The sequence below is a fragment of the Candidatus Latescibacter sp. genome (genome assembly GCA_030692375.1).
Lineage (GTDB): Bacteria > Latescibacterota > Latescibacteria > Latescibacterales > Latescibacteraceae > JAUYCD01.
The window spans coordinates 1-23,919 of the sequence record JAUYCD010000214.1 but is presented as its reverse complement, the minus strand read 5'-3'; the positions used below and the strand labels follow the sequence as shown (position 1 = coordinate 23,919).

The window sequence follows — 23,919 nt, the reverse complement described above, 5'->3', positions numbered from 1 at the left end:
CACGATGAGCCGGGATATGATTACCCGGTGCGGCTTGTAATTATTTACGGGCTGGCCGAATGCAAGCGCGGGAGAATGTTAAAGGAGGTATTGAATCAAAACCGTGTGGATGTATACGGCCGGTTAATGAATATCTCGCATGACGGCGACAGGGTAGTTCTCAAAACCCCGCGTTTCGATCCCGCGCAGGATCTGTACTTACAGCCGGGAGAATATGGGTGCAGCATCCCTGAGATCGACGATATGGTCGATATCGCTATGGAATCAGGGGCCATCGGGGCGCAGATTTCAGGCGCCGGTATGGGCGGCAGCATGATGGCGCTGGTAAAGGAAGAAAATGTCCGGCGTGTGATCGATGCCATGCATGAAAGATACTACCAGCCTCATGGTTTTGAAGACAATGTTATTGTCGCCACCGCTATTCAGGGTGCGGGGATTCTGTAAACATTTTTCCATCATATTTCACGATGAAAGGTTCAAAACCATGCGTGCACAGGCAGCGGTAATTTTACTGGCTTTTGCAGTCGGCGTTTCAGGATGTTCAAAGAAAGAAACGAAAGTCATGGCACCCAGTCCCTCGGAGCAGTATATCTCGAAGGTTATTGAAAGCCTGAATCACACGGAAAGCATTCTCCCCGGCATGAAAAAAGCGGCCGATGATGCGGCTTCACGATGGGTCGGCGGCGGCCATGTGTATGTGACCGACGATGAGACGTTTTCCCGTACCGGGAAGGAAGCTGTTAAAATGATCCCCGGCGGAGGGGTGAACTATCCCATGAGTGAAGACTGGGGCGGCTTTGTTGCCGAAGCCTGCGACCGCGCCGGGGGATTTCGCCAGATTCAGCCGGTGCCGGTTGACGGCAAGCTGACAAAGAATGATGTGGTTCTGGCCGGGACAGCGGAACTCAAGCCCGATGCCCAGGTAGAATATCTGAAAAAACTGAAGGAATCCGGAGCGCTTATCATCGTGTTCGGCGCCAAGAACGCCAAAGCAGCGTCGGTGGCCGATTACCTGATCGACAACGGCATGGATGCCGGGCTGGCGCCGGTCATGACCGTTGGGGCGGGTGAGCCGGTCGGTCCGACCGCTCTCATGGCCAATGTGATCAACATGTGGACTTTCTCTGCTGAACTGGTCGGCGCGGTAAACCGCCTGGGAAAGATGCCGACCCTCTGGCAGAGCATGTTTGTTCCGGGCGCCGCTCCCCGTAATTCTCGCATCGAGAAAATGGAATTCGATCCCCAGGTGAAGGTAGAGCCGGTGGAAGCGGGAGTTCTCGGTCATCAGTTCGTCGCCGCCGCCCTGTCCGATCTGGAAAACATAAAGAAGAACGAGCTCGACAAGTTTGTCCAGGCCGGAAAACTCTGCGCCGAGACCATCAAATCCGGCCACAAAGTCGTTGCCGGCATCATCGGGCATTTCATGGTCGAACAGATGCGCATGCCAGGATACCCCAATATTTTCACAGTGAAAGCGAACGAATACGGCCGTGATTTCCTGAAACCCGTATTGAATAAGGGCGATGTCTTTCTTCATGTCGGATATTCGTATACCCCGGTGGAGGAGCTTACCCTGGCTCGCGAGGTCGGCGCCAAAACGATTGCGGTATTCACCCCCGGCCCTGTCAAGGTGGGCGAAGGCACTCCGGTTGCTCCCGACATGAGCCAGATTGACATCTACATCGATCCTTACTGGAAACACGGTGACGCTGTGGTGGAAGTTCCCGGCTATGACACGAAGATCATCCCGGTTTCAGGAGTGGTCATGATCACCTGCTACTGGATGATCCTGGGCGAAACGCTCAAGAATAAAGATTTTTAATCAGAAGCTTGAAATCTCCGCTACAGTTTTGCTGTCGAGGCTTGCAAGAACTTTCATGAGCAGATTCAACGCCTGGTCGAAATCGGCGCGGTCGATGATCCCCGTATGGGAGTGGACATACCGGGTGGGAACAGTGAAATTGATTGCCGGAGTTCCGGTTGCATGCATCTGCATGGCGGAGGCGTCTTCTCCATACCCGGATATGACTTCGGTTTGAAGCGGAATGCCTTCCTTCTCACTCATCTTTATGAAGAAATCGCGCAGTTTGAGATTGACCAGCATGGAGCTGTCGTAGAGAAAGATACCCGGCCCTTTGCCCAGGCGCTCCTGCGCGAGATCCGGTCCGACACCGGGGTGATCGGCGGCGATGCCGACTTCAAGAGAAATTCCCAGATCAGGCTTGATGACTTTTGATGCTGTCTGGGCGCCGCGCATGCCGACCTCTTCCTGCACGCTGCCTACGAAGTAGATGGTGTTGGGGATTTTGATGCCCTGCTCTTTCATACGGCGCGCAGCTTCAATCATAAGAACGCACCCGATACGCGCATCCCATGCTTTGGCGGCATACCGGTTGTTGGCAATCGGGGTGAAGGGGCTCCAGGGAGAAATGGGGTCGCCGGCCCGTATTCCCAAAGCTTCAGCCTCTTTTTTGGAGCCTGCCCCCACATCGAGGAATATCTCAGTGGCGGGGGTGACCCTGCTTCGAACATCGGATAGAGTGATATGGATAGCGCGAATTCCGCTGAACGCCAGCACCGGCCCCTTACGGGTATCTATAACCCAGCGCTGATTGATCAGAGCCTGGTCGAGCCACCCGCCCAGTGTCTGGAACTTGACGAAACCGTCCTCGGTAATGTACCTCACCATCAGGCCGACTTCGTCCATATGGGCATCCACCATGATCCTGGGCTGAGCGGCAGCCCCGCGCAGCATCCCGATCACCGAGCCCAGGCCGTCTGTGGACACCTCAAGTCCGGTTTTCGAGAATTCGCGTTTGAGAATTTCCCGCACCGGTCCCTCAAATCCTGTCGGTCCGTTGGCATTGGTCAATTCTTCAAAAAGCCGGATTACCCGGTCTCCCTGCGGGGTTTGGGCGTATGTCTGCCCAGCCAGGAGCAGGAAAAACACTATCAGTGTCACTATCCATCGCACATGCTTCATGTTAGACCTCCTTTTTAGCAGCCTGAAGACTGCTCGAAAAACCAAAAAAAATAAAGAAAAAATTAGACAAGATTTACATGATTTTACATGATTTTTATTCTTCTTGTTCTCAAATCCTGTTAATCTTGTAAATCCTGTCTAAAATAGATACTACTCTCCCCTACCTCCTCACATACTCCCTCAGCAGCCGCAGATACACCCGGTACTCCGCGAGCGTTACCCCCGGATGTGTCTGGTGGTCGACGCTGGGGATGAAGCCGCCGGTTTTCATGAGGGGAAGGATGCGTTCGAATTCGGCGCGCATGGCCGCCTCGCCCCGGGTCATGACCATCTTGTCGTAATGCCCGACAAAGCGGAATTTCGGGAACTCCCGCCTGAGGCTCAGGCCGTCCACGCCGGACTGCCGCTCCAGGGGCAGGACGCCGTCTATTCCGACCGATTCCATCCAGGGAACCAGCCGGGTCACATCGCCGTCCGTGTCCACAATGGTCAGTATTCCCATCTCCTTTGCGCGAGCAAGCAGGCGGCGGTAATAGGGCGAAAGAAACTCATCGCACATCGCCCGCGAGATCATGGGGCCGTGATTGTAGGACATGTCCTCGGCCACAGTCATGAAAACAGGCAAACCGATCTTCCCGATCTCGTCCAGCAGGCGGAGATTGAACGAAAGAAGGTCGCTGTTGATACGGTGGATAAGCTCCGGCTGGTCGTAGTACGCCAGCATCAGTTTGACAAATCCCATCATCGTCCGCGGAAACCAGAAGAACCCCTCGATGGTGATCCATATCACCACTTCGCCCTTTTCCTGGCGCGCGAACCACAGCGCCATATCACGGATCGCGGCGCCGTGATCCGGATAGAGATGTACACGGTGCCGGAGGTAATCGTCCATGTTCGACACGACTCCCTCCACATGGTGCTGCACCGCCTCGATGGTCGATTCGGTGGTGCTGAACCAGAACTGCTTGTAGGGGTCGAGGCCGAAATACTCCGAAATCCCGAACACATCGTCGAGACCGGCGGGCAGGCCCTCGCCATGCCACCGCTTGATGGTCTTGTCCCACCACATCGCCCATTCCCATACCGGCAGGCGGTCGACCTCCTGAAAATTCATGAGCGCGCGAAAGCGCTCAACATGATTCATCTTGTATCCTCGTTGTCTTTTTTGGGACTTGGATAGAAATACTTTGACAGGATTTACAAGATTTACATGATTATAGTTATATTTTCATTCTAATCCTGTTAATCATGTTAATCCTGTCTGATTTCTCTTTTTCTTTGCGAACTTTGCGAGAAATATTTCTTCTTTACGCGCTCAACACTTCCCGGAAGGCAGCCAGAACTTTATCCACATCAGCCGATGTGATCCAGTAATGAGTGACCAGCCGGAAATCCACCAGCATACCGCGCTGTTTCATCTGCTCTATGACTTGTGCCTGAGTCAATTTAACAGAGGGTTTCAGATGAAAATAAACCATATTGGTCTGGGGCGCGACCGTTTCGATTTCTATTCCGGGGTTATCGCGCAGACCCTCCGAAAGCCGCCGCGCGTTGGCATGATCTTCCGCCAGACGCTCGATCATTGTTTTGAGCGCCACGATGCCTGCCGCCGCCAGGATGCCAACTTGCCGCATGCCGCCGCCGACCTGCTTACGGTTCCGGCGGGCTTCTGAAATAAAATCTTTCGCCCCGCAGAGCATCGAGCCGACCGGCGCACACAAGCCTTTGGAAAGGCAGAACATCGCCGAATCCGCCGGCTGCGCCAGGTCTTTTGCGGCCGCTCCCAGCGCAACTGCGGCGTTGAAAAGGCGGGCGCCGTCCAGATGCAGCTTCAAGCCGCGGCTGTGGGTCAGATCAGCAGCGCGGCGCATATATTCAGCGGTGAGCGGCGCTCCCCCGCAAACATTTTGAGTGTTCTCCAGGCACACCAGACGGGTGCGCGGGTGGTGCACATCGTCGTCGCGAATGCCGGAAGCGATATCCTCCAACCGCAGGGCGCCGTCCGGCTGGTTTGGAATTGTAAAGGCCTGTATCCCGCCGAGCGCTGCCATGCCTCCAACTTCGTTGAGAAAGATGTGGGAATTATTTCCGACAATGGCTTCAACGCCACGTCCGCAGTGGGTGAGCAAGGCCACCAGGTTGCCCATGGCGCCTGAGGCCATGAACAGCGCAGCCTCGTGCCCGGTCATCTCCGCGGACATTTCCTCCAGGTGGATCACCGTGGGATCGTCGCCGAACACATCATCGCCCACCTCGGCGCGCGCCATCGCCTCCCGCATTTCCGGAGTAGGATGGGTGACCGTATCGCTGCGCATATCAATCAGTCCATTATCAAAGCTCATGTACATGTCCCTGTTTACAAATGGTATGTTAACAATCACCATATCTTAATGTCAGACCCTGAAACAAGTTCAGGGTGACACTGCGCCGTTGTCGTGCCGAACCTGTTGCCGCTTCGCGGGAACGATGAAACCGTTTCGGCATCTATATTCTATCATAATCCTATAAAATTTTAAATTTTTTGCACTCTGTTACTTTCTTCTTCACAACATCCTGCTCGACGCCACAACAACAATGGCGATCATGAGCACGAAAATTCCCCAGTTAAGGAGCGAGCGGGCGGCGGCCGGAGCTCCCTTCCATTCCCCTTTGAAAATGCCCCAGAGGTTTCCGACAAGGATAAGCGAGGACATGAAAAGCACCCAGCCGACCACTACTCCCCAGCCGCCCAGCTTGGAAGCGCCGATGCTGTAGAAATACACGCCGCCTATCCAGAGAAGGCCCATGAGAGAGCCGAGAACCAGGTTGCGGGGCGCTTGGGGGCCGAAGAAATCCTTCCCCGTTTTGCGGGTGATCATCAGGTACACGCTGTATCCGGCGTTGACCAGGCACCCTACGGTGAGAAAGGGCGCCCAGACCGCGCTCGAGGCGAAGGTATCCGATGTTCCGAGCGCTTTGGCCTGTTCGGCCAGCCGGACGCTGAAAGCGTATCCTACATTGAAGAGACAGGAGAGCACTCCTGCGGCGACAGCGATGGCCAGCCCCGCCGCGAACGAGCCTTTTATGGCCGAGGAGCCGGATGGCTGCTTACGGGAACCGGCGATCGATATCATGATGATTCCCACTACCACCAGCGCGGTGCCGCCGATGAGCACCAGCCCCTTCATGGTCAGGAGCGTGGCGGGAAAAAAGATGACAAGCGGAATCAGCGCCCCGAGGCAGGCGACCAGTCCCAGGGTAATGGGATAGGCAAGAGCCATTCCCAGACGGTCCATGGCAAGTCCGGTGCCGATTGCGCCTGCGCCCCATCCCGCACCGAAGAGGAGGATGATCAGGATGTCCCTCATGGTTACCGCCTGGAAGACCTTGAAAATATCGGGTATGAGAATAAGGGTGATAATCCAGTTGATAATGAGCATTCCGGTTACGGCAAACACAAACCAGGAGTGCTCCCACTCCCATTTCTTTGTGTATGTCGCCGGCAGATAGAAAGAACCCTGGGAAACACCGGCCAGAAGAACGAAGAAAAAACCAAGCGCCAGATCCATGTCCTGCTCCTTTTGTAAAGGTACAAAGTTACAAAGTGACAAAGTCTATCAAAGAAGGAATTCGGTTATGTCGTTAAGTCAGCAACATATAATAAATAAGAGAAATTGAGTGCTCCTGTGTCTTTAAAGATCCCCCCTGCCTTCGGCATCCCCCCTTATTAAGGGGGGAATTTAGGAAGAGGTTCTGTCAAATTCTAATAAATGTTTAGTACCAGGAACAATTTTCTTTTCCCCCCTTAATAAGGGGGGTTAGGGAGGATTAATCTTTCGGATGATCACCTTAGCTTACTTAACGACATAACCGTAAAAAAGAATTTCTATTTTGCTTTAATAATCTCCCATGTATTCGTTATGTTGGTTTTTCCTTTTGGGGGAAGCTCACGTTCGAAGCTGAGGATTTCCATGCTTACAGTATTCGCCTTTTTGTCAGCGATCAGGTGGCAGGCCTCGATGGCTTCAGGGGAAAAGCTGTTCTCCATGATCCATCCGCCCGATTTGCTCTCCACACGCCATGCGCCGGAAGGTTTGCTTGCGCCGTCACGGTAGAACTCGGCGGCTTTCTCCTGTTTGAATGCGCCGCCCTTTTCCGGTGTCCAGACAACCGCATTTTTGGGATCGACATTCAGTTCCATCCGGCATACAAGACGGCCTATGTTCGGTTGATTCCCGGTATTGGAGAGGGATGAGGCAATGGTGATTTTTGTACCTTTTGAAGGAAGGGTGATGACACGGGAAAAAACCAGCCCGTTATACTCTTTCCCGGTAAGGATCAGGGCGAGGCCTTTCTTTTCAACCTTGTAAGGCTGGGCGAACCCGGTGCTTCGCCAGGTGCGGGTGGTCGATTCGTCATAGCCGCCGTACGCCGGGTAAAAATAGTTCTCCGTGTCCGTTTTCCCCAGGATGTTCTCCCCGGTCTTCTTCAGGACGATGTTGACAATCCTCCCCCCCAGGTCAGGAACGACATCCACCCGGAGGTCCTCGTTTTCAAGGGTCTCCGCCGGATGCTCTTCCACCCGCTGACGGAGAAGGGTGAAAAGATTGCAGTCGAACGGCTCTTCACGGAGTCCGGTCACTCCGAATTCTTTGGTGTACCGGACGAAATCGTCATAATCTTTCAGCGCAGCCCTGTTCTCCACCGGCTTGTAAACTCCGTTTACCACTTCCAGACGGCCGGAATTGCGCAGGAACTGCAGATATTTGACCGACATCCGGTTTTTCCGGACGTAGTAGACAGCGGTGGAGTCGCCCGCCGCCAGAGATTCCGCCGCCCCGTAGAGGCTGTCCATGCTCGCCACGATGGAATCCGGCCAGAGATTGCGGGTCGGCGCATCGAATATCCGCAGATGAAGGTTCGGATCTTTGACCCGGGTGTGCATGAGATCGTACACCGCCCGCATGGGCGCGAAGGCTTTGCCGTATACTCCGTGCATCCATTCATTCACCACCCCGTCCGGATTCTCCGAGGGTTTCCATAAAAGGCGCGCCATGACCCAGGCCCGCAGGTCGGCGTCGGAGCTCCCTGGGCTGGTGTAAGCGCCCTGGAGGAATATCCCCTTGACTCCGCTCTGGGAATACGTCTTGATGGCCTGAGTAAATTCGATGAAGTTGGGGAACGGCATGAGATAATTGGAGAAATCGGTGGCGTAGTGCCAGATAAAGATACGGTCGGTCAGCTTTCCCCACCCGGCGAGGGTTTCATTGAACTGTTTCGTCTCCTTCGAGGTGCATTCGGTGAACGGGTGCCCCACGCACATGTAAATGGGACAGAGGCGGATGAGCACGTTCTTCCAGGGTTTCACCGTCTTCGGCGGTTTCTCGGTAAACATGTAGGCGAGGGTGCTCACATAGTTCTCCTGGTGTTTCTTCTCCACTATCTCCGCCACTTTATTCACGAAGGTGACATATAGCCCGGACGGGGCGCCTTCCTCTTCCATGATCTTTTTGCAGGCGGGGCATTCGCAGTTTTTCTCCACATCGTTCTGGGCGAGGGTAAAAATGCGCTGGTTCGGCTCACGGTCCATCCAGGCGATCATGTTCCTGGCAGCGGTCTCCACCACATCGGGATTGGTGAGGCAGCGCTGGACATAGCCGGTGACCCGTTTTCCGCCGATGAGAGGGAAATATTCCGGGTGCTCCTTGAAAAGAGAGGGCGGAATGAGCTGGTCGAAGGTGTGAACCCCGAGCACAGCGAGCTTGCCTCCTCGTGTGGAATCGAGCGCAGCGGCGCCGGAATTCACCCGGTTACGGGCCGCCCAGTCGCCGTCGAACGCCTCCCGGATGAAAGGTTCGCGGTACATGAACGGGGGGATTGTCTGCTCATCGAGAGCGGGCGATTTCAGTGTCTTCCCCTCCGGGAAGCGGGTCACCCGGCTCGTGTACCAGCGGAATCCCAGGCGGTCCAGAAATGTGTATACACCGTACATGGTTCCCCTGAGCCTTCCCCCGGCAATCACCACATCAGGCAGGGAACCCTTCCCCAGAACGGTGCGCAGTATAAATCCTTCATCGCCGAGCGTTTTGATATCCACCGGTGTCCCTTTTGCCAGGAGGGCATCGGAGATTTTCCCAGATCCTATAATGATACGGGGGGATTTTTGTGCACGGGGATCGTTCTCTCCGATTATGGGAAGTTCCGCTCCGGCGGCAAGGTTTATGAATTTCTGCAGCTCCTGCGCCGCATGCCGCTCGGAGGGAGATGGCGAATCGCTCAAGACGATGATGTAATTGCTCTTCCCTTTCTCTGCTACAGTGAAACCCCCGCCGCTGCAGGAAACGATGATCACACCAGACGCCAGTAAAATCGGCAAACAGATTGCTTTTACTTTCGGGGTATACCAGTGCATGCCAGTGCCTCCTTAAAAAAGAAGTCCATGAAAAATTATAAATCGGTAATAATGACTATTCGAAAGGTTTATCCCCCCTACCCCCCTTATTAAGGGGGGAAAAAGAAAATTGTTCCTATTTCTATGTAGACATTTGTTAGGATTTGATATAATTCCTCTTCCTGAATTCCCCCCTTAACAAGGGGGGATGCCGAAGGCAGGGGGGATCTAGTTCGGCATGACCAACGTCACCCTGAACTCGTTTCAGGGTCTACAAAGAGTAAGCCGTTTTTTTCCCTGAATTGCAGCGGATATTTTCCGCACTGCCGCACGAGATTGACCACATAATCATACCGCTGGCCGGAAATGGTATCGGGCACGGAATGGTCGGATTGGAAGATGAATCCTCCGCCCCGTGCGGCGCTCAGCTTCCGGAGCACGGTTTTCTTCAGCTTATCCATGCTTTCGTTGGCCCAGGCAATTACATCCATGTTCCCGCAGAACGCTATCCGGTGGCCGTACTGCCTGCGGAGATCGACCACATCCAGCCCGGCTTTCGCCTCCAGGGGGTTGTAGGCGTCCACCCCGATCTCGATGAAATCCTCGAAGATACGCTTGACGTTCCCGCAGCCGTGATAGATCACCGGAAGGTTATGCTCGTGGCAGACCTCCACCATGGCTTTGACTCCGGGCTTGAAGTATTTTCGCCAGTAATCCGGCGAGAAAAACATGTCATTTTTATATGCGACATCCCCCCAGATCACCATGCCGTCGAGCAACCCATCCGCAGCCTTGATCTGGGCTTTGGCCAGCTCCAGGGAAAACTCATTGATCCGCTCCACAAAGCGGCCGAGCTCATCGGGATAGAGAGCGATCCAGAGGAGTGCATTCACCGAACCCAGGATGCGCCAGAGGGTCTCGTATCCCTCGCACACACTCCCGTACACGGGAAACTCGGAATAGAGCGATTTCACCGACTCTAACCAGGGCGGGAGGTTACGGCTGAATCCGTCGCCAATCCCTGCCACCTGGTTGTCCCCGCCGCTGAAAAACCTCCGGTCATCCCAGGGATCGTCAAACCGCAACGCCGCCATCTTCTCGATGGTGTCAGTCTCAAAGGAAAGGTAAGCAGGCATGGGATGATCGAATTTTTTCCGGATTACCGCGCCGAAACCGGTTCGGACGATGACTTCCTCATCGTTTTGCTTAAGAATCTCAAACTGCCGTATGTGGGGATCCATGTTGGGGACGGTTACAATCCAATCGAGGTCGTAGTAGCGGTAGATATCGGTATCCTGCGGCAGATTCAGATCCTTTTTCCACCGCTCGATGAAGCTTCCCCAGAAAAAGTCGCTTATCGGCACTCGGTCGGGTTCGATGTGGCGCAGAGCTTTGTTCATCCTGTCCAGTTTATCCAGGCATTTTTTCGTTCTGTGCATGGGGGTTTCCTCCAAGGAAGCCTTAGCTTGCCTTTTATCATTGTATGCAGTTAATTTTCGTGTGCCAGAAGAGGCGAATCTGAAAAAGAAATATATACCTGATTTCGGAATCGGAGAATACTTAATTTTATTACTCGACTTGTGCAAAAGGCTCGAAAGAAAAGAATTTGATCGAATTGGATGAAATGTGTCATGCCGAACTCGTTTCGGCATCTATCTCAGATCACTAACCTTATCTAAATTTTTTGGTGTTTTTAACCTCACCCCCTGTCCCCCTCTCCTAGTCAGGAGAGGGGGTAACTCACTGCTGACCTTATCTTTACCCTCTCCTATTTAGGAGAGGGTGGCCGAAGGCCGGGTGAGGTTTTCGTCAAATCAAAGAGCTTTTAATGCTTTTTTACCGCATCATCTTGTCAATCCTGTCTAAAATATTTTATCCATTCCAAAAGCGCTGTAAGATTCTGTCGAACTGGGCCTCATTCCGCATGAGGATGGGCTGCCATTCCTTTGGGAAAAGGGATCTGTACCGCCCCGTGGTGAACCGGGTATCGATCAGGAGAACCGCCCCACGGTCGCTTTCCGTGCGGATAACCCTTCCCGCAGCCTGAAGTACCTTGTTGAATCCGGGGTAGAGATAGGCGAATTCAAAGCCTTCTCCGCTCCGGCTGGCGAAGTAGTCCCGTATCAGCTCACGTTCGAGGCAGATGGCCGGAAGACCCACACCGACAATGACTGCACCGGTAAGACGGTCGCCGACCAGATCTATACTCTCGCCGAATACTCCGCCCATGACCGCAAAACCCGCCAGAGTCTCACCGCTATCCTGAGAGAACCGGGCGATGAACCGGTCGCGCTCCGGCTCGGCCATGCCCGGGGTTTGCAGGATGGTCTTCGTCTCCGGGCTTGCCGAGGTAAATTGTTCATAGACGAGCATCAGGTATTCATACGATGGGAAAAAAAGGAGGTAGTTTCCTCCCTTCTGCCGTACCAGAGAAAGAATGGCCCGGGTGACTGCATCTTTTGTCTGCTCACGGTGTTTGTAAAAGGTGGATATGCCGCCAGAAATCAACAGGCAGAGATTTTCCGGGGGAAACGGCGAGGAGAGGATCAGTTCGCGTGCCGATTCCCCGCAGCCGAATATTCTTCGGAAATAATCGGCCGGGGTCAGCGTGGCGGAAAAGAAAATTGCCGCACTGCCTCTTTCCAGGGTTTCTTTCAGGTGACGGGCCGGATCGAGACAGAACAGTTTGACTGTAACATCATCTCCCTTTTTTTCATACCAGGAGACATAGCTGTCATCATACCGCTCGGCCATGCGTATAAAACCGTGTACAGTAAAATAGAGTTCGAGAAGCTCCTTGCGGAAAACAGTCTTCCGGTTGAGAACGAGCCAGCGCTCGGTTAGTGAAAGAAATTTTCGGAGGAGAGGAAAGAGGGTATCCGGAGGCTCCTTTTCCGCAAAGGGGTTGCTTTCTTCGCACCGTTTACGGGCGCCGACCATCCAGGTATTTATCCGTCCAAGCACCGGGTAAATCTCCGGGAACTGATTTTTCACCATTCGCCTGAGCTCCAGAAAAGGCTGTTTTCGTATCTCAGCGGAAAACATGTCCCTTGCCCTGTCCACAAGGTTATGCGCTTCATCCACCAGGAACACATAGTCCCCATCCTCTTCCAGAAAGAACCGTTTAAGGTAAACTCGCGGATCAAAAACATAATTGTAATCGCAGATGATACAGTCCATCCAGAGGGAAAGATCGAGGGAAAACTCAAAGGGACATACCCGGTGCTTCTCGGCGATTTCTTCGATAACCTCCCGTGGAAATGCATCCTGACGGAAAGCCTCTTCCAGGGCTTCATGGATCCGGTCGTAATATCCTCTGGCATATTCGCACTCTTCGCCGCTGCATGCTGAACGGGGGCAAAAACAGATTTTTTCTTTGGCGGTCAGATTGAGAGATTTGAGTTTCAAACCATGATCCCTCATAACCATCAACGAGCTCTCAGCGACCGTTTTGCCGGTGGTGCGGGCTGTCAGGTAAAATATTTTGGAGGCGAGGCCGTCCCTGAGAGTTTTCACCGCGGGGAAAAGGGCAGCCATGGTTTTACCAATGCCGGTGGGCGCCTGTATGAGAAGCTGGCCGCGTTTCCTGATGGTAGTATAGACTGCGGCCGCCATGGCGCGCTGCCCCGCGCGGTAAGCGGGAAAGGGAAATTCCAGCGCCTGCAGGGATTCATCGCGCACGCGCCGCCATTCGGAAATCTTCTCCGCCCAGGCCAGATACCGGGTAACGAGCGATTGGAAAAAATTTTCCAACTCCTCCCTCCGGAAAGAGCGGCGGATTTCACGCATTTCCCCTGTCTCAAGGCGGAAGTAGGTCAACTGGGCTTCTATTTCCGCCAGATCGTTCCGGACAGCATAAAGAAAGGCGTAGCTTTGCACCTGGCCCCAGTGCAGGCGGTTTTCATCCTGTACGACTGAATCCAGGTCTCTGGTGGTGGTTTTTATCTCGTCGATAACCACTCTGTCCGGATAGATGAATATTCCGTCGATTCTCCCCTGGATGTCGAGCAGGAATTTTTCCGTCTCCACCCGGTGCGATATGGTTACTTCGGGGGTATACTCGAATCCCCGGGACTTCTGTATTTTCTGGTGCGCACGGATAGCGTCGACGGGATTGGTTGAACCGGAAAACGCCGGTTCCAGGTCTCCTGTGCGGAGAACGTATTCAACCAGGGCGCGGACGGATATTTGAAGATTTGTTTTCATAAACATCTCGGCGGGAAGAAATTTTCCCCTTTCCCGGATTATTTTTACCATAGTGCGGACATTGAAAGATAAGCATCAGACAGGAATTCGTCAAACCGAGATTAAAAAAGAGCGGATAGCTGTCGATTACATGTTTTATCAGTGAAAACGTTCCCGCTTTACCATTTGTTTGTCTGAACCGCGGATGGGCAGGATAAAAGGATGGGCAGGATAGAAAACAATTTATCTTTCCTGCTTGACTTTAGCCGCTTGTTTTCATATTGTCTGAACTATTGATACCTATGATGGAAGGATGGACAGAATAAAATTTTTCCATCGGATTCTATCTTAATGGGCTTTGCGCTTATGCAATTTACTCTTTAATCCAGGTTATCCGTTCATCCCGACCATCCGTGGTTCAGAGAATAATGTGGAATATTCATGATTGAAAACCATAAATACTGGGATACCACCTCCTCCATCATTGGATGTGCAATGAAGGTACACAATACCTTGGGAAATGGTTTTCAAGAAGTAATTTATCAACGATGTCTGGCCATTGAGATGGAAAAGGAAGGGTTGGCATTCGCACGGGAACAGGAAATGCCCATCTTCTATCGAGAGCAGCAGGTGGGCACACGCCGGGCAGACTTCCTGGTTGATGACCGTGTTCTTGTCGAATTAAAAGCCATCAGTAAACTGGAAGACATACATCTCGCTCAGGGATTGAACTACCTGGAGGCTTACAACTTGGAAATTGGTCTTCTTATAAACTTCTGAGCACTAAAACTGGAATTTAAGCGACTTATCAAGCAGAAGAAGTAATCTGCCCTATCGGGATTGCTGGAGCAAGAATGGACTTACATCCTGCCCATCCTTCTATCCTGACTATCCGCGGTTCAGACAAAAGAATGGAACAGAAAAAATCACTATCCTTTCGAAAGGAACCCCCATGCACCGCGTCATCGCTCTTTCCCTTCTCCTCCTGGCTGCCCTGTCATTATCTGCATTCGGCCAGGTGACCACCCAGAACATGGTAAAAGCCATCGATAAGAGCAAGCTGAAACACCCCTACCTCTATTTCAGCGATGCGGATAAACCCGCCATTCTCGAGCGCATCAAGAACGACCCTGAGTCCCGCAACATCATGGAGCGTCTTAAGAAACAGGCCGATCGACTGCTCGATACTACAGTGAATATGGAGATTCCCAACGAGCAGAAACACCCCCGGTACTGGTCCGACGGCGTACATGACCGTATGGTAGGCGGCGACCGGAATGCGGTTGAGACCCTTGCCTTCGTTTATCAGATGACCGGCGATGTGAAATACGCCCAGAAAGCTTACGAATTCGCCGATGCCCTCTGCGATATGCGGCTCTGGCTCTACCGCGCCCACGAGTTCCCCATCATCTACAGCCGGGTCTGGCCCTGGGGTGTAAAAGACGACCAGGTCTCATTCAATTTTGACATCCGCTCAGGCGACATGTCTTTCGAGCTTGGCACCGCCTACGACTGGCTCTATCCGGGGCTGACCAATGCCCAGCGCGACCGCATCCGGGGAGCGCTCCTTTCCAATGCCATCCTCCTTGTGCGCAACAACTACGACTATCACTGGTGGGCCACCGCCTACCGCTGCAACTGGTGCGGCATCTGTTTCTCCGGCTTCGGAATTGCCTCACTCGCTTTGCTCACGGAGAATCCTGAGCTTGTGGACGGCGTCGCGGAGACCTACAACCGCCTTACGAAAATGTTCGACTGTTACGACCAGGACGGCGGCTGGCAGGAAGGCCGAGGGTATTGGGCCTACGGTATGCGGTCCTGCATTTTCTACATGGACGCCCTGAACCGTCTTACCGACCGCAAGTACGATCTCTTCCGGCACCCGAAAATTAAAAGCAATCCGGCCACATTCGCCCTGTACGGTCTCACGGGGTATTTCGGCGACGGCTCCGGTGCGGTGGTCGGCTCCCCGCACCTCCTCAACAAGCTCATCGAGGAAACGAAGGATACCGATGCCGCGTACTACCGCGCCTACCTGCTGGGTACCGGGAGCGACATGTTCGACATTATCTGGCCGAGAAGCAGTGTGCAGCCTGTGGAACCCCGTCAAAAATCCAAACATTTCCGTGGCATCGACTGGGCGGTCATGCGGAGCGACTTCAAGGACCCGGAGAAGGTCACTGTGGCCTGCAAGGCAGGCATGAACGACGACCCGCACCACGGCCACCTCGATGCGGGACAATTTATGGTCAACTGGCGCGGGCAGGCCTACGTCTCAGACCTCGGGAGCGGTAAATACTTTTACGACGAGAAGTATTTCGACGAGATACGCTGGAAATACCCCATGGCCGGGAGCGAGGGCCATAACCTCATCTTCGTGAACGGCGAATACCAGCTCTCCGCCAAATACAAGGACAAGCCCTGGACCCCCGGGATCGGCGGCAAAATCCTCGAATTCCGTACAAGCGGCGCCCGCGACTACACGCTGATGGATAATACCAACGCCTATGCCAAAGAGCATCTCAAAGGCTGGAGAAGGCATATCATTCTCGACAAACCCATGGTGACAGTGCTGCTCGACGAGGTGAAATCAGCGCCGGGCGCCGAGATCGAGGCCCGTTTCCACTCCGACTGCACTATCGCCGCCCAGGAAAATTTTACCCTCCTCAAGGGCAGCAAGGGTGTCATGGCGATCATTCCGGTTGCCGATGGTAAAATTACCATGAAACCGGGCAGCCACTCCTATACTCCCGTTCGGAAGGATGCAGAGATGGTAGTAATTCCCTGCGCGGGCGCTTTCACCACCGCCCGGAGCGAGAACACCCGCATCGCCACTATCATTCTTCCGATCAGGGATGACACTGAAGCCAAAGAAATCTCCCAATCCGCCAAAAGTGCGACGGACGGCGCCGGGAATCTCATTCTGAGCTTTGCAAAAGAAAACAGGAATTACACCTATACATTCAAAAACGGGAAGAATGGATTGGTGCTGGAATAAGCTTTTTAAAGGGGTTATCCCTCGTATCTGTCAGCCTCGTCAAGGGTTTTTATATACTGCAGCCGGCGGAGAAGCATCTCACGGTTTCCGCTTTCCCTCAGCGCGGCGCCACGGATGTCCGCAATCGATGCATAGCCGTGGCTGTCGAGCCAGGCATCGAGCTCCTCGCGAATCTTCCCAAGATGCGCGATACCCTTCGAATAGAGAACCGAACAGAGGTATGTGACCGATGCCCCGGCCATGATCATCTTGATCACATCCCCGGCTTCGTGTATGCCGGTAGAAGCAGCGATGTCACAGTGGATGGTTCCCGCCAAAAGCCCGACCCAGCGGAGGGGGAGAGACATCTCCTGATGAGAGCTGAAGGTCATGGAAGGGACGAACCGTTTCTGTTCGATGTTCATATCCACCGTGTAGTACCGGTTGAAAAGGACGATTCCCTTTGCACCGGCGGCTGCGATATCCTGCACTACATCTCCGATGGAGGTAAAATACATGCCGATTTTAACCGCCACCGGAATTTTTACCCGACCGGCGAGTTCCGAGGTGATCCGGGCATACAGTTTTTCCACATCACGCAGGTTACGGCCGGCGCCTTCAGGGAAATGGGATATGTTCAACTCGATGGCGTGCGCTCCGGCGGATTCTATATCCCTGGCATAGGGAAGCCACCACTGGGGCGATGTGCAGTTGACGCTGGCAATTACAGGAATGTTTATATGCTTCCTGACATCTTCGATGAATCTTAGGTAAGGGATGGGGCCGAGCTGCTTGCCGATTTCCGCCCGGATATATTCATATGCTTCCGGATGCTCCGATTGGAGGATATCCAGATCGAGATCCTTGGAATATGCTATGATAAGCTCCTCGAACATGGATTTGAGAACCACCGCTCCGGCGCCGGCGTCCGCACATTTCTGTACACCCTTAACACTTCCGGTCAGGCCGCTTGAAGACACTACCAGGGGATTGTCCAGTCTCAGCCCCATGTAGCTGGTCGTAAGATCCGCCATACCTCCCTCTCTACATTACAATGTTTTTCAGCTCGATTCTTTCCGGATTGCAGGTTCCCAGTTTGAATTCCGTATCTGCGGCCTGCACGTATGAAGGAACAGGGAGCGGCTCTGCACCTTCCACCTTTCGCTTCTCATTTATGACCTGCCAGGCGGTATATTCCGCCGCCACCGGGTCGCGGCTGACAAGTATCCCGGACCAGAACCAGGGATTCCCCGGTTTGAAAGTGGCCCGGAGCCCGTCGCAGAGGTTGAGCACCGTCTTGTTTTTGATGCTGGGCCGGGCGTTTATTTGAGCCAGTATCCCGATGTTGCCGTGACACTTGCGCATGGTATCGGGTACAAGCGAGCCGATGTGGTTCTTGAGAAAGAGCGTGGTGAGAAATTCTCTCTCGTCGTGGACTTTCAGGGAGCAGAAATTGATCAGTTTAGTGCAGGTATCGGTGATAATCCGGGTAAGCCCCTCTTCGGGATGGTATCCTGCGCCGTCGTCGCCGCCCATGCAGCGCACCCCGGAATCGCTCTTGTTCACCTTAAATCCTGCCTTTTCCATCTCTGAGCCATACCGTTCGTAAAGAATGATACTGTTCGGCGGTATGACGCTGGAGAGGCTTGCACAGAGCGCGTTTACCAGCTCCGGATGGGAATAGAGCGGATAGGCCGAGCTGTTGCAGTTCAGCTTTACCGCCACCACATCGTTCGGCTTGACTCCGAGAGCGGTCCATATCTCTCTGGGATTTTTTTTGCCGGTGAGCGCTCCCAGGGCATTCTCAAGCATGCGCGCCGCCTCTTTTTCATCGCACACGTTGCGGCCTGATATCGCTTTCTCATTGCGAACCGAAATCACACTCGACTTCTGCGGCGCGCCGTTTACAGTTCCAGGGATCGACAGGCCAGAGGCCATTCCGATTCCGACAATTCCGGAAGAGGTCTTGTGAAAAAATGTTCGGCGGTTCATAGATGTTTTCATACAGTAATCTCCTTGATGCCGAGCGACCCATACCGCCCGTATTTGTGTACCGCTTCGGTCATGGCTGTAAAATTCTCCGGCGGTATGCCGTCCATGATGCTTGTAGAGGAACCGAGCACATATCCTCCTCCCGGGGCAAGATTGACGCAGTATTCCCGCACCCGTTCCTCGATCTCCTCCTTATGACCGTAGGCAAGAAGCACGGTGGGGATATTTCCGATGAGGGCCATACGGCCCGCCCACCGTTTCTTCACCTGGAAGATGTCGTTCGACTCCGGCTCGATGGGATGCACGGCGTCGAAACCGACTTCATGAAGGATCGGCATGATCCGGTCCATTTTCCCGTCGGTGTGCATGAGGAGAAGCTTTCCCATGTCCCTGGCGGGAGCGATCAACCGCCTCATACGGTTCGGGAAAATCTCCATGAACATGTCCGGGTTTATCATCAGGCCGTCATTGTATCCGATATCGTCATTGACCATGAAAAAGGCGATTTGGTTCCCGAACCCTGCGCAGACTCCGTTCATCACCTTCTCCTGGTGTTCGAGGATGATGTCCATGATATCTTCGAGAAAGGGACGGTCATCGTAGAAGAGGAGAAAGGAATCGTTCACTCCCGCCGCGAGCATGGCGCTGTCGAAAAAAGAGGTGAAATTTGCCACCACCCCGATGCCGGTATTCTCAGCCGCCCGGAGATAGCGCTCCAGATAGCGGAACTGGTCCCGAAGCGGAATGGGCGGTTCAAGGTTGTCGAGGTCGGCGCGGGTTTTTACCGAGCCATCGACATAATGCTCGGTGCCGTCGGAGGCTTTTTTGAAAATATTGTTTGGCCGCCAGGAAAAGTTGCAGAGCACCGCATCCATACCCAGCCGCCCGGCAAATTCCACGTGATCCTCAGGCGCTACTGAAATTCCTCCCACCCGTGCATCTTCAACGTCGTATTCCAGCCTCCGTCCAAGCACAAATTCGTAAACGGGCTTGGAGGTTACCCAGAGCTCGAGATGAGGCAGACGGTCCGGTTCGCGGTGACAGAGCGCGGTGAGGAGCCGGTTGATGTCGGATTTATCGGGATCGGTAAGGGGCATTCCTTTATCCCCGAGTCCGCGCCGGGCCGATTCCTCCGCCGCCGAGCAGAAGATACCCCTTGCCCTCGTGTTCTCCGCTTTTCAGGGAATAATCCGCCGGCCATGCGGTAACTGCTGACAGAATCATAAGAATGCCCATACTTGCAAAGTGCTTTTTCATGATGTATCCTTCATTATAAGGTTTCATAAAAGGTTCGAGATGGAACTCGGAGTGAGACCAGTTTCGGATCATGAAAAAAAATGAATCCGGTTATGTCATTTGATAAGAATTATTGAAAATATTGCGCTGCAACTGATTATTTAGATCCTGAAACGAGTTCAGGATGACACGTGTCATGCCGAACTTGTTTCGGCATCTAAAGATACGATCACAAACCTTATCTAATGACATACCCGAAAAAAGGAAAACATCAGCCTATTTCATCCCGGCAAGGGGGTCCTTGATCCGGATAAGGTTTATCTCCTGCACAGCGCCGCTCTTTTCGACTTCCAGGATGGGCTTCCCTTCATAGAGAAGCTCGATGATCTTCTTCCCCTTTTCGCTTTTCAGGTCTGTGAATGGAATCCAGGCCACCATATAAAGGCTCCCGTCGGTCCCCACCTCCATTCCCTGGCAATACCGGGGTATTCTTCCATCATCGAGCTTTATCACCCCGTGATCGATGTAATGCCGGAGAGGAATATCATAGGTGACCAGGTGCAGCGCTTCGGTGCTGTCCACCGGAGAAAGGGCGGGAGCGATATAGTAAATGGTTTTTCCGTCTCTGGACAGCTCGAATGCCAGGGAACTGTAGCTTGTTTTCCCGCTCTTACGGTTGGGTGCGGCGGCGACACGGTCGATGATTTCCAGGTCTGCGGTCTGAGGCTCATAGGAAAAGAGCCAGTCGCTGTAGTACATAATGCCGTAAAACCGCTGCATCGGCTCGCTCCATCTTATGGAACGCCAGACGCATCCCACCGATTTGTCCAGTGGAATATGGAACATGGGCGCATCGAATTTCGGCTTGGTCAGGGTCTCGATATAATCCTTCTCGAAATTGTAACTCGCAATGGTATCGTCCATATTATGCCAGTAGGCATTGCCGGAACGGGGATCGATCCCGATGGAGCGAGGGCCCTGCATGATCACCGGAGCGAAGGAAGTCGCCCATATTTTCTTTTTGCCGGTAATGACATCGTAGTAGCAAAAGGTATATCCCGGCCAGGTTACCGCATACATTCTCCCCCTTTTTACATCCATGCTCATCGCCACCAGACCCTGATTGGGAACACCGATGCCGAAATCCTGGAATTTTCCCGTTTTCAGGTCATAGCACAAGAAATGGCCGCCGGGATAGGTCATATCCCATGCTCCGGCATGGGTGGCGAAATACAGTTTGCCACTCATCTCGTAGAAATCGGAGTGCACCTTTCCCTGACAAATGACTTTCGTTCTATCCTCCCCCACTACCAGGGTAAGGTCGCCGATCACTTTGACCTCCGCCGTCCGGGGATTGTAACGGAACATATGCGCGCCGGACTTTTTGTTATGGGAACAGATGACATAGTATACATTCCCGTCCGAGGCCTGAATAATGGCGTTGTAATTGGAATCGCCGTAAATGAACCCGGCATCTATCATGTTCCCGGTCACCGGCCCATTTTTATACACCGCGCCGGGCGCCTGGTTCTGTGCTACCGAGACAGACATACCCAACCCCAGTGCCGCCATCAGAAATACACCGAAAAAGACAGAATACTTTTTCATCTCGCAACCTCCTGAAAATTTATCATTTTATTGCTCCGGCGAATAAATACTGAAACCAATAGTTGGAATAGATGCCGAAACAAGTTCGGCATGACGTCATCCGATTTCACTCTTAAATCACCTGAGCAATAGCGGGCCCTTCACAACAACAAGATTCACCTCGTATGCAGCATCCTTGAGCTTCTCTTTTGCCACAGCCGGGAAATGCGCCGCCGTGATCTTTTTTCCCCGGTCGCTGCCCGGATCAGCCAGAGGGATGATACATACAAGATACAGGCTGCCGTCACGGCCAACATCCAGTCCCGAGCAGGAAGAGGGACGGCGGCCGTCGTCGAGAACGATCGGGCCGTGATCGATATACCGGCGGAGGGAAAGATCGAAAGTGACCAGGCGATGCTCCGATCTCCGCCCGGAGGCATCGGGCTTTTCCGCACGCGCGGAGGTAACATAGTAAACCCGTTTCCCGTCCGGGGAAAGCTCGAACGCCAGGCTCGCGCTGCCCGTTCTCCCCGATTTACGGTTCGGGCCGGCGGCGATACGGTCGATGATTTCGATTGTTCCGGTCTTAGGATCAAGGGAGAAGAGATACTCGGCGCTGGCGTCGACCCCATAGAACCGCTGCATGGCCTGGCTCCAGCGAATGGCACGCCAGAGCACTTTATTGAAACCGGCGCCTGGAATTTTCAGAATGGGAATATCCAGAGTCGGGGAGGCAAGTATCTCCACAGTATCGGTTACGCGGGAATAGCGGGTGATGGTCTCATCCATGTTATGCCACCAGACATTTCCGGTGGTGGGGTCGACCGCCAGCGCGCGGTTGCCGGGAACAGCGGTGAGATCGGTGATGCCGGGAGTTGCCACCTGTTTCCCGAACGATTTGATCTTTCCGGTGGGGACATCGTAATAGACGAACAGCATGCCTGGCCATGTGATGCCGTACATCCGTCCCCGGACTGTGTCCATGCCCATACATACGATGCCTTCGCCGGGCGCTCCGATGCCAAGGTCGGCGATTTTCTCCGTTTTGAGGTCATAGCTGAAAAAACGCCCGCCGGGATAGGGGCCGTACTCCCCGCCCCCGTAAGAGCCGCCCTGAGTGGAGAAATAGAGCTTGCCGTTCATCTCATACAGGTCGCAGTGGACCTTGTCCTGGTTGAAAACCTTCGTGCCGTCCTCGCCGGTCACTGTGTTCATGGAACCGAGGAGTTTCACCGCCCCGGAGCGCGGATCATATCGGAAAAGAGTGGCGCTCTGACCGTGGGCGTGCGAGCCGATGGCATAGTATACATTTCCGTCCGAAGCCTGCTGCACCGCGTGGTAGTTGGTTTCACCATAGAGGAACCCGGCGTCGATCATTTTGCCGGTGAGTGGGCCTTCACGGTAAAGGGCGGCGGTTTGTTCACCTGAGAAGGATACCGCCGGGAACACGAACAGCGCCGCGAACACAACGAACATGAAGTTTTTTTTCATCTGGTTTCTCTCCGAGGCAAAAAGGTTTAAGGAAAGAAAAATACAGTACAAAATCCAAAGTACAAAGCCCAAAATAGTTGCTTTTTTACATAGTATGTTTTACTCCATGAGAATAATAATTTGCTCCATGCTCTTGATTATATAGATTTTATATAGATATAAAATAATACTTGACATCTGGTGAATATCAATTATTATTTTCCTATTGATTGAACGGTATAATTGAGTCCGGGGAAAATGATCGGGAAGGACATAAATGAGTATTAAAATTCTTCAGAGAAGCATTATGAAAAGTAAATACATTTTCAAAATTCAAGTATTCACACTTTTTATTATATTCTGCGGATCCTTGTCAAAAGCATTTTCTCAGAATAGTTCTAACCTTAAAATTACTGAATCTGATTTGAAGGTTCTTGAAAATGGAGATTTAAATTCTGCTGCTAGAGTACTTTATAGAATGCGGCAAATATATAAAAATGAAGGAAACAAACAAATCATTCAAGCGATTCCTGCATTGATAAAAAGAGCGAATAATGATTTAAGTTTTATGGAGAAGGAAAAAGGGATTTTTGACGGGGAAGGTGAATTATTGGGTGATGTAATATGGGCTTTATCAGTTACTGGAGATGAAAGAGTAGAACCCGTTTTACTTGATGTAATGTTATCTGATAAAGTATTTTCATCGAATACTTCCAAAGGTTTTTTAAACATTGGACATTCAGCATTAAAAAAAATATTGGAGGCATTGAAAAGCGTTAATGTTAATAAAAAACGTTCTGTTGCGCTGACACTTGCACAGATGAGTGAATTTGATACAGCCGGTACTTACTTTACTGAGAATGATAAAAAAATAATTCAAGAAGAAATGTTGAAGCTGATAAAGGAAGAAAACGAATTAACGAGAAACGCAGCAGTAAGGGCATTAGGTTATTTTGGGGATAAATCGACTATTCCAATTTTAACCCGGATTATTCACAAAATTTTTACGCATTAATCTTAAGTGCTTATATAATAAAATGATAGAAGAATATTTACCTTAATTTCTTCAAAATTGAATTATTTTCGATGTAACATATGTTCACTCTATCTGTAATTTCT

General features: G+C 52.5%; 18 protein-coding genes. 5 read left to right on the top strand and 13 right to left on the bottom strand.

The features are described from left to right. A partial coding sequence (locus Q8O92_13130) for a hypothetical protein (protein ID MDP2984257.1) occupies window positions 1-444 on the top strand: 444 nt, incomplete at its 5' end. A gap of 40 nt (window positions 445-484) precedes the next feature. Then, window positions 485-1,822, top strand: a complete 1,338-nt coding sequence (locus tag Q8O92_13125; protein MDP2984256.1) for a hypothetical protein — start codon at window positions 485-487, stop codon at window positions 1,820-1,822. Here Q8O92_13125 and Q8O92_13120 read toward each other — a convergent pair whose 3' ends face one another. From Q8O92_13120 to Q8O92_13090, 7 genes are all read right to left on the bottom strand, one after another. Further along, the gene (locus Q8O92_13120; GenBank protein ID MDP2984255.1) at window positions 1,823-2,983 is read right to left on the bottom strand and encodes a M42 family metallopeptidase; all 1,161 of its coding nucleotides are present in this window, start codon (window positions 2,981-2,983) and stop codon (window positions 1,823-1,825) included. It lies immediately after the preceding gene. Between the two features lie 160 nt (window positions 2,984-3,143). Beyond that, window positions 3,144-4,127, bottom strand: coding sequence for a uroporphyrinogen decarboxylase family protein (locus Q8O92_13115; protein ID MDP2984254.1), 984 nt, complete (start codon window positions 4,125-4,127; stop codon window positions 3,144-3,146). A 163-nt stretch (window positions 4,128-4,290) separates the two neighbouring features. After that, window positions 4,291-5,325 carry a low-specificity L-threonine aldolase gene (ltaE, locus tag Q8O92_13110; protein ID MDP2984253.1) on the bottom strand — a complete coding sequence of 345 codons (1,035 nt, stop codon included), beginning with the start codon at window positions 5,323-5,325 and terminating at the stop codon, window positions 4,291-4,293. 201 nt (window positions 5,326-5,526) lie between these two features. Next, window positions 5,527-6,531: an L-rhamnose/proton symporter RhaT gene (locus Q8O92_13105; GenBank protein MDP2984252.1), complete on the bottom strand. Its 1,005-nt coding sequence runs from the start codon at window positions 6,529-6,531 to the stop codon at window positions 5,527-5,529. 317 nt (window positions 6,532-6,848) lie between these two features. Continuing rightward, a complete protein-coding gene (locus Q8O92_13100; GenBank protein ID MDP2984251.1) occupies window positions 6,849-9,374 on the bottom strand; it encodes a DUF4838 domain-containing protein in 2,526 nt (841 codons plus the stop codon). 227 nt (window positions 9,375-9,601) lie between these two features. After that, window positions 9,602-10,792: a uroporphyrinogen decarboxylase family protein gene (locus Q8O92_13095; GenBank protein ID MDP2984250.1), complete on the bottom strand. Its 1,191-nt coding sequence runs from the start codon at window positions 10,790-10,792 to the stop codon at window positions 9,602-9,604. Between the two features lie 433 nt (window positions 10,793-11,225). Further along, window positions 11,226-13,559 carry an ATP-dependent DNA helicase gene (locus Q8O92_13090; protein ID MDP2984249.1) on the bottom strand — a complete coding sequence of 778 codons (2,334 nt, stop codon included), beginning with the start codon at window positions 13,557-13,559 and terminating at the stop codon, window positions 11,226-11,228. Between the two features lie 420 nt (window positions 13,560-13,979). Between Q8O92_13090 and Q8O92_13085 the strand changes: the two genes are divergently transcribed. Both Q8O92_13085 and Q8O92_13080 read left to right on the top strand, forming a co-directional pair. Continuing rightward, the gene (locus tag Q8O92_13085; GenBank protein MDP2984248.1) at window positions 13,980-14,318 is read left to right on the top strand and encodes a GxxExxY protein; all 339 of its coding nucleotides are present in this window, start codon (window positions 13,980-13,982) and stop codon (window positions 14,316-14,318) included. A gap of 172 nt (window positions 14,319-14,490) precedes the next feature. Next, a complete protein-coding gene (locus Q8O92_13080) occupies window positions 14,491-16,536 on the top strand; it encodes a heparinase II/III family protein (protein ID MDP2984247.1) in 2,046 nt (681 codons plus the stop codon). A gap of 14 nt (window positions 16,537-16,550) precedes the next feature. On the opposite strand, the gene Q8O92_13075 is transcribed toward Q8O92_13080, so the two are convergent. The 6 genes from Q8O92_13075 to Q8O92_13050 all read right to left on the bottom strand — a co-directional run bounded on the left by Q8O92_13075 (window position 16,551) and on the right by Q8O92_13050 (window position 22,821). Next, window positions 16,551-17,549, bottom strand: a complete 999-nt coding sequence (locus Q8O92_13075; GenBank protein ID MDP2984246.1) for a dihydroorotate dehydrogenase-like protein — start codon at window positions 17,547-17,549, stop codon at window positions 16,551-16,553. Between the two features lie 10 nt (window positions 17,550-17,559). After that, window positions 17,560-18,519, bottom strand: a complete 960-nt coding sequence (locus tag Q8O92_13070) for a DUF362 domain-containing protein (protein MDP2984245.1) — start codon at window positions 18,517-18,519, stop codon at window positions 17,560-17,562. Further along, entirely contained in the window at window positions 18,516-19,604 is a 1,089-nt protein-coding gene (locus tag Q8O92_13065) for a uroporphyrinogen decarboxylase family protein (protein ID MDP2984244.1), read from the bottom strand. Before Q8O92_13065 ends, Q8O92_13070 begins: the two co-directional genes overlap by 4 nt. A 4-nt stretch (window positions 19,605-19,608) precedes the next feature. Continuing rightward, window positions 19,609-19,764, bottom strand: a complete 156-nt coding sequence (locus Q8O92_13060) for a hypothetical protein (protein MDP2984243.1) — start codon at window positions 19,762-19,764, stop codon at window positions 19,609-19,611. A 255-nt stretch (window positions 19,765-20,019) separates the two neighbouring features. After that, window positions 20,020-21,351, bottom strand: coding sequence for a hypothetical protein (locus tag Q8O92_13055; GenBank protein ID MDP2984242.1), 1,332 nt, complete (start codon window positions 21,349-21,351; stop codon window positions 20,020-20,022). 117 nt (window positions 21,352-21,468) lie between these two features. Beyond that, window positions 21,469-22,821 carry a hypothetical protein gene (locus tag Q8O92_13050; protein ID MDP2984241.1) on the bottom strand — a complete coding sequence of 451 codons (1,353 nt, stop codon included), beginning with the start codon at window positions 22,819-22,821 and terminating at the stop codon, window positions 21,469-21,471. 256 nt (window positions 22,822-23,077) lie between these two features. Between Q8O92_13050 and Q8O92_13045 the strand changes: the two genes are divergently transcribed. Then, window positions 23,078-23,815 carry a HEAT repeat domain-containing protein gene (locus Q8O92_13045; protein MDP2984240.1) on the top strand — a complete coding sequence of 246 codons (738 nt, stop codon included), beginning with the start codon at window positions 23,078-23,080 and terminating at the stop codon, window positions 23,813-23,815. The last annotated feature ends 104 nt before the right edge of the window (window positions 23,816-23,919 follow it).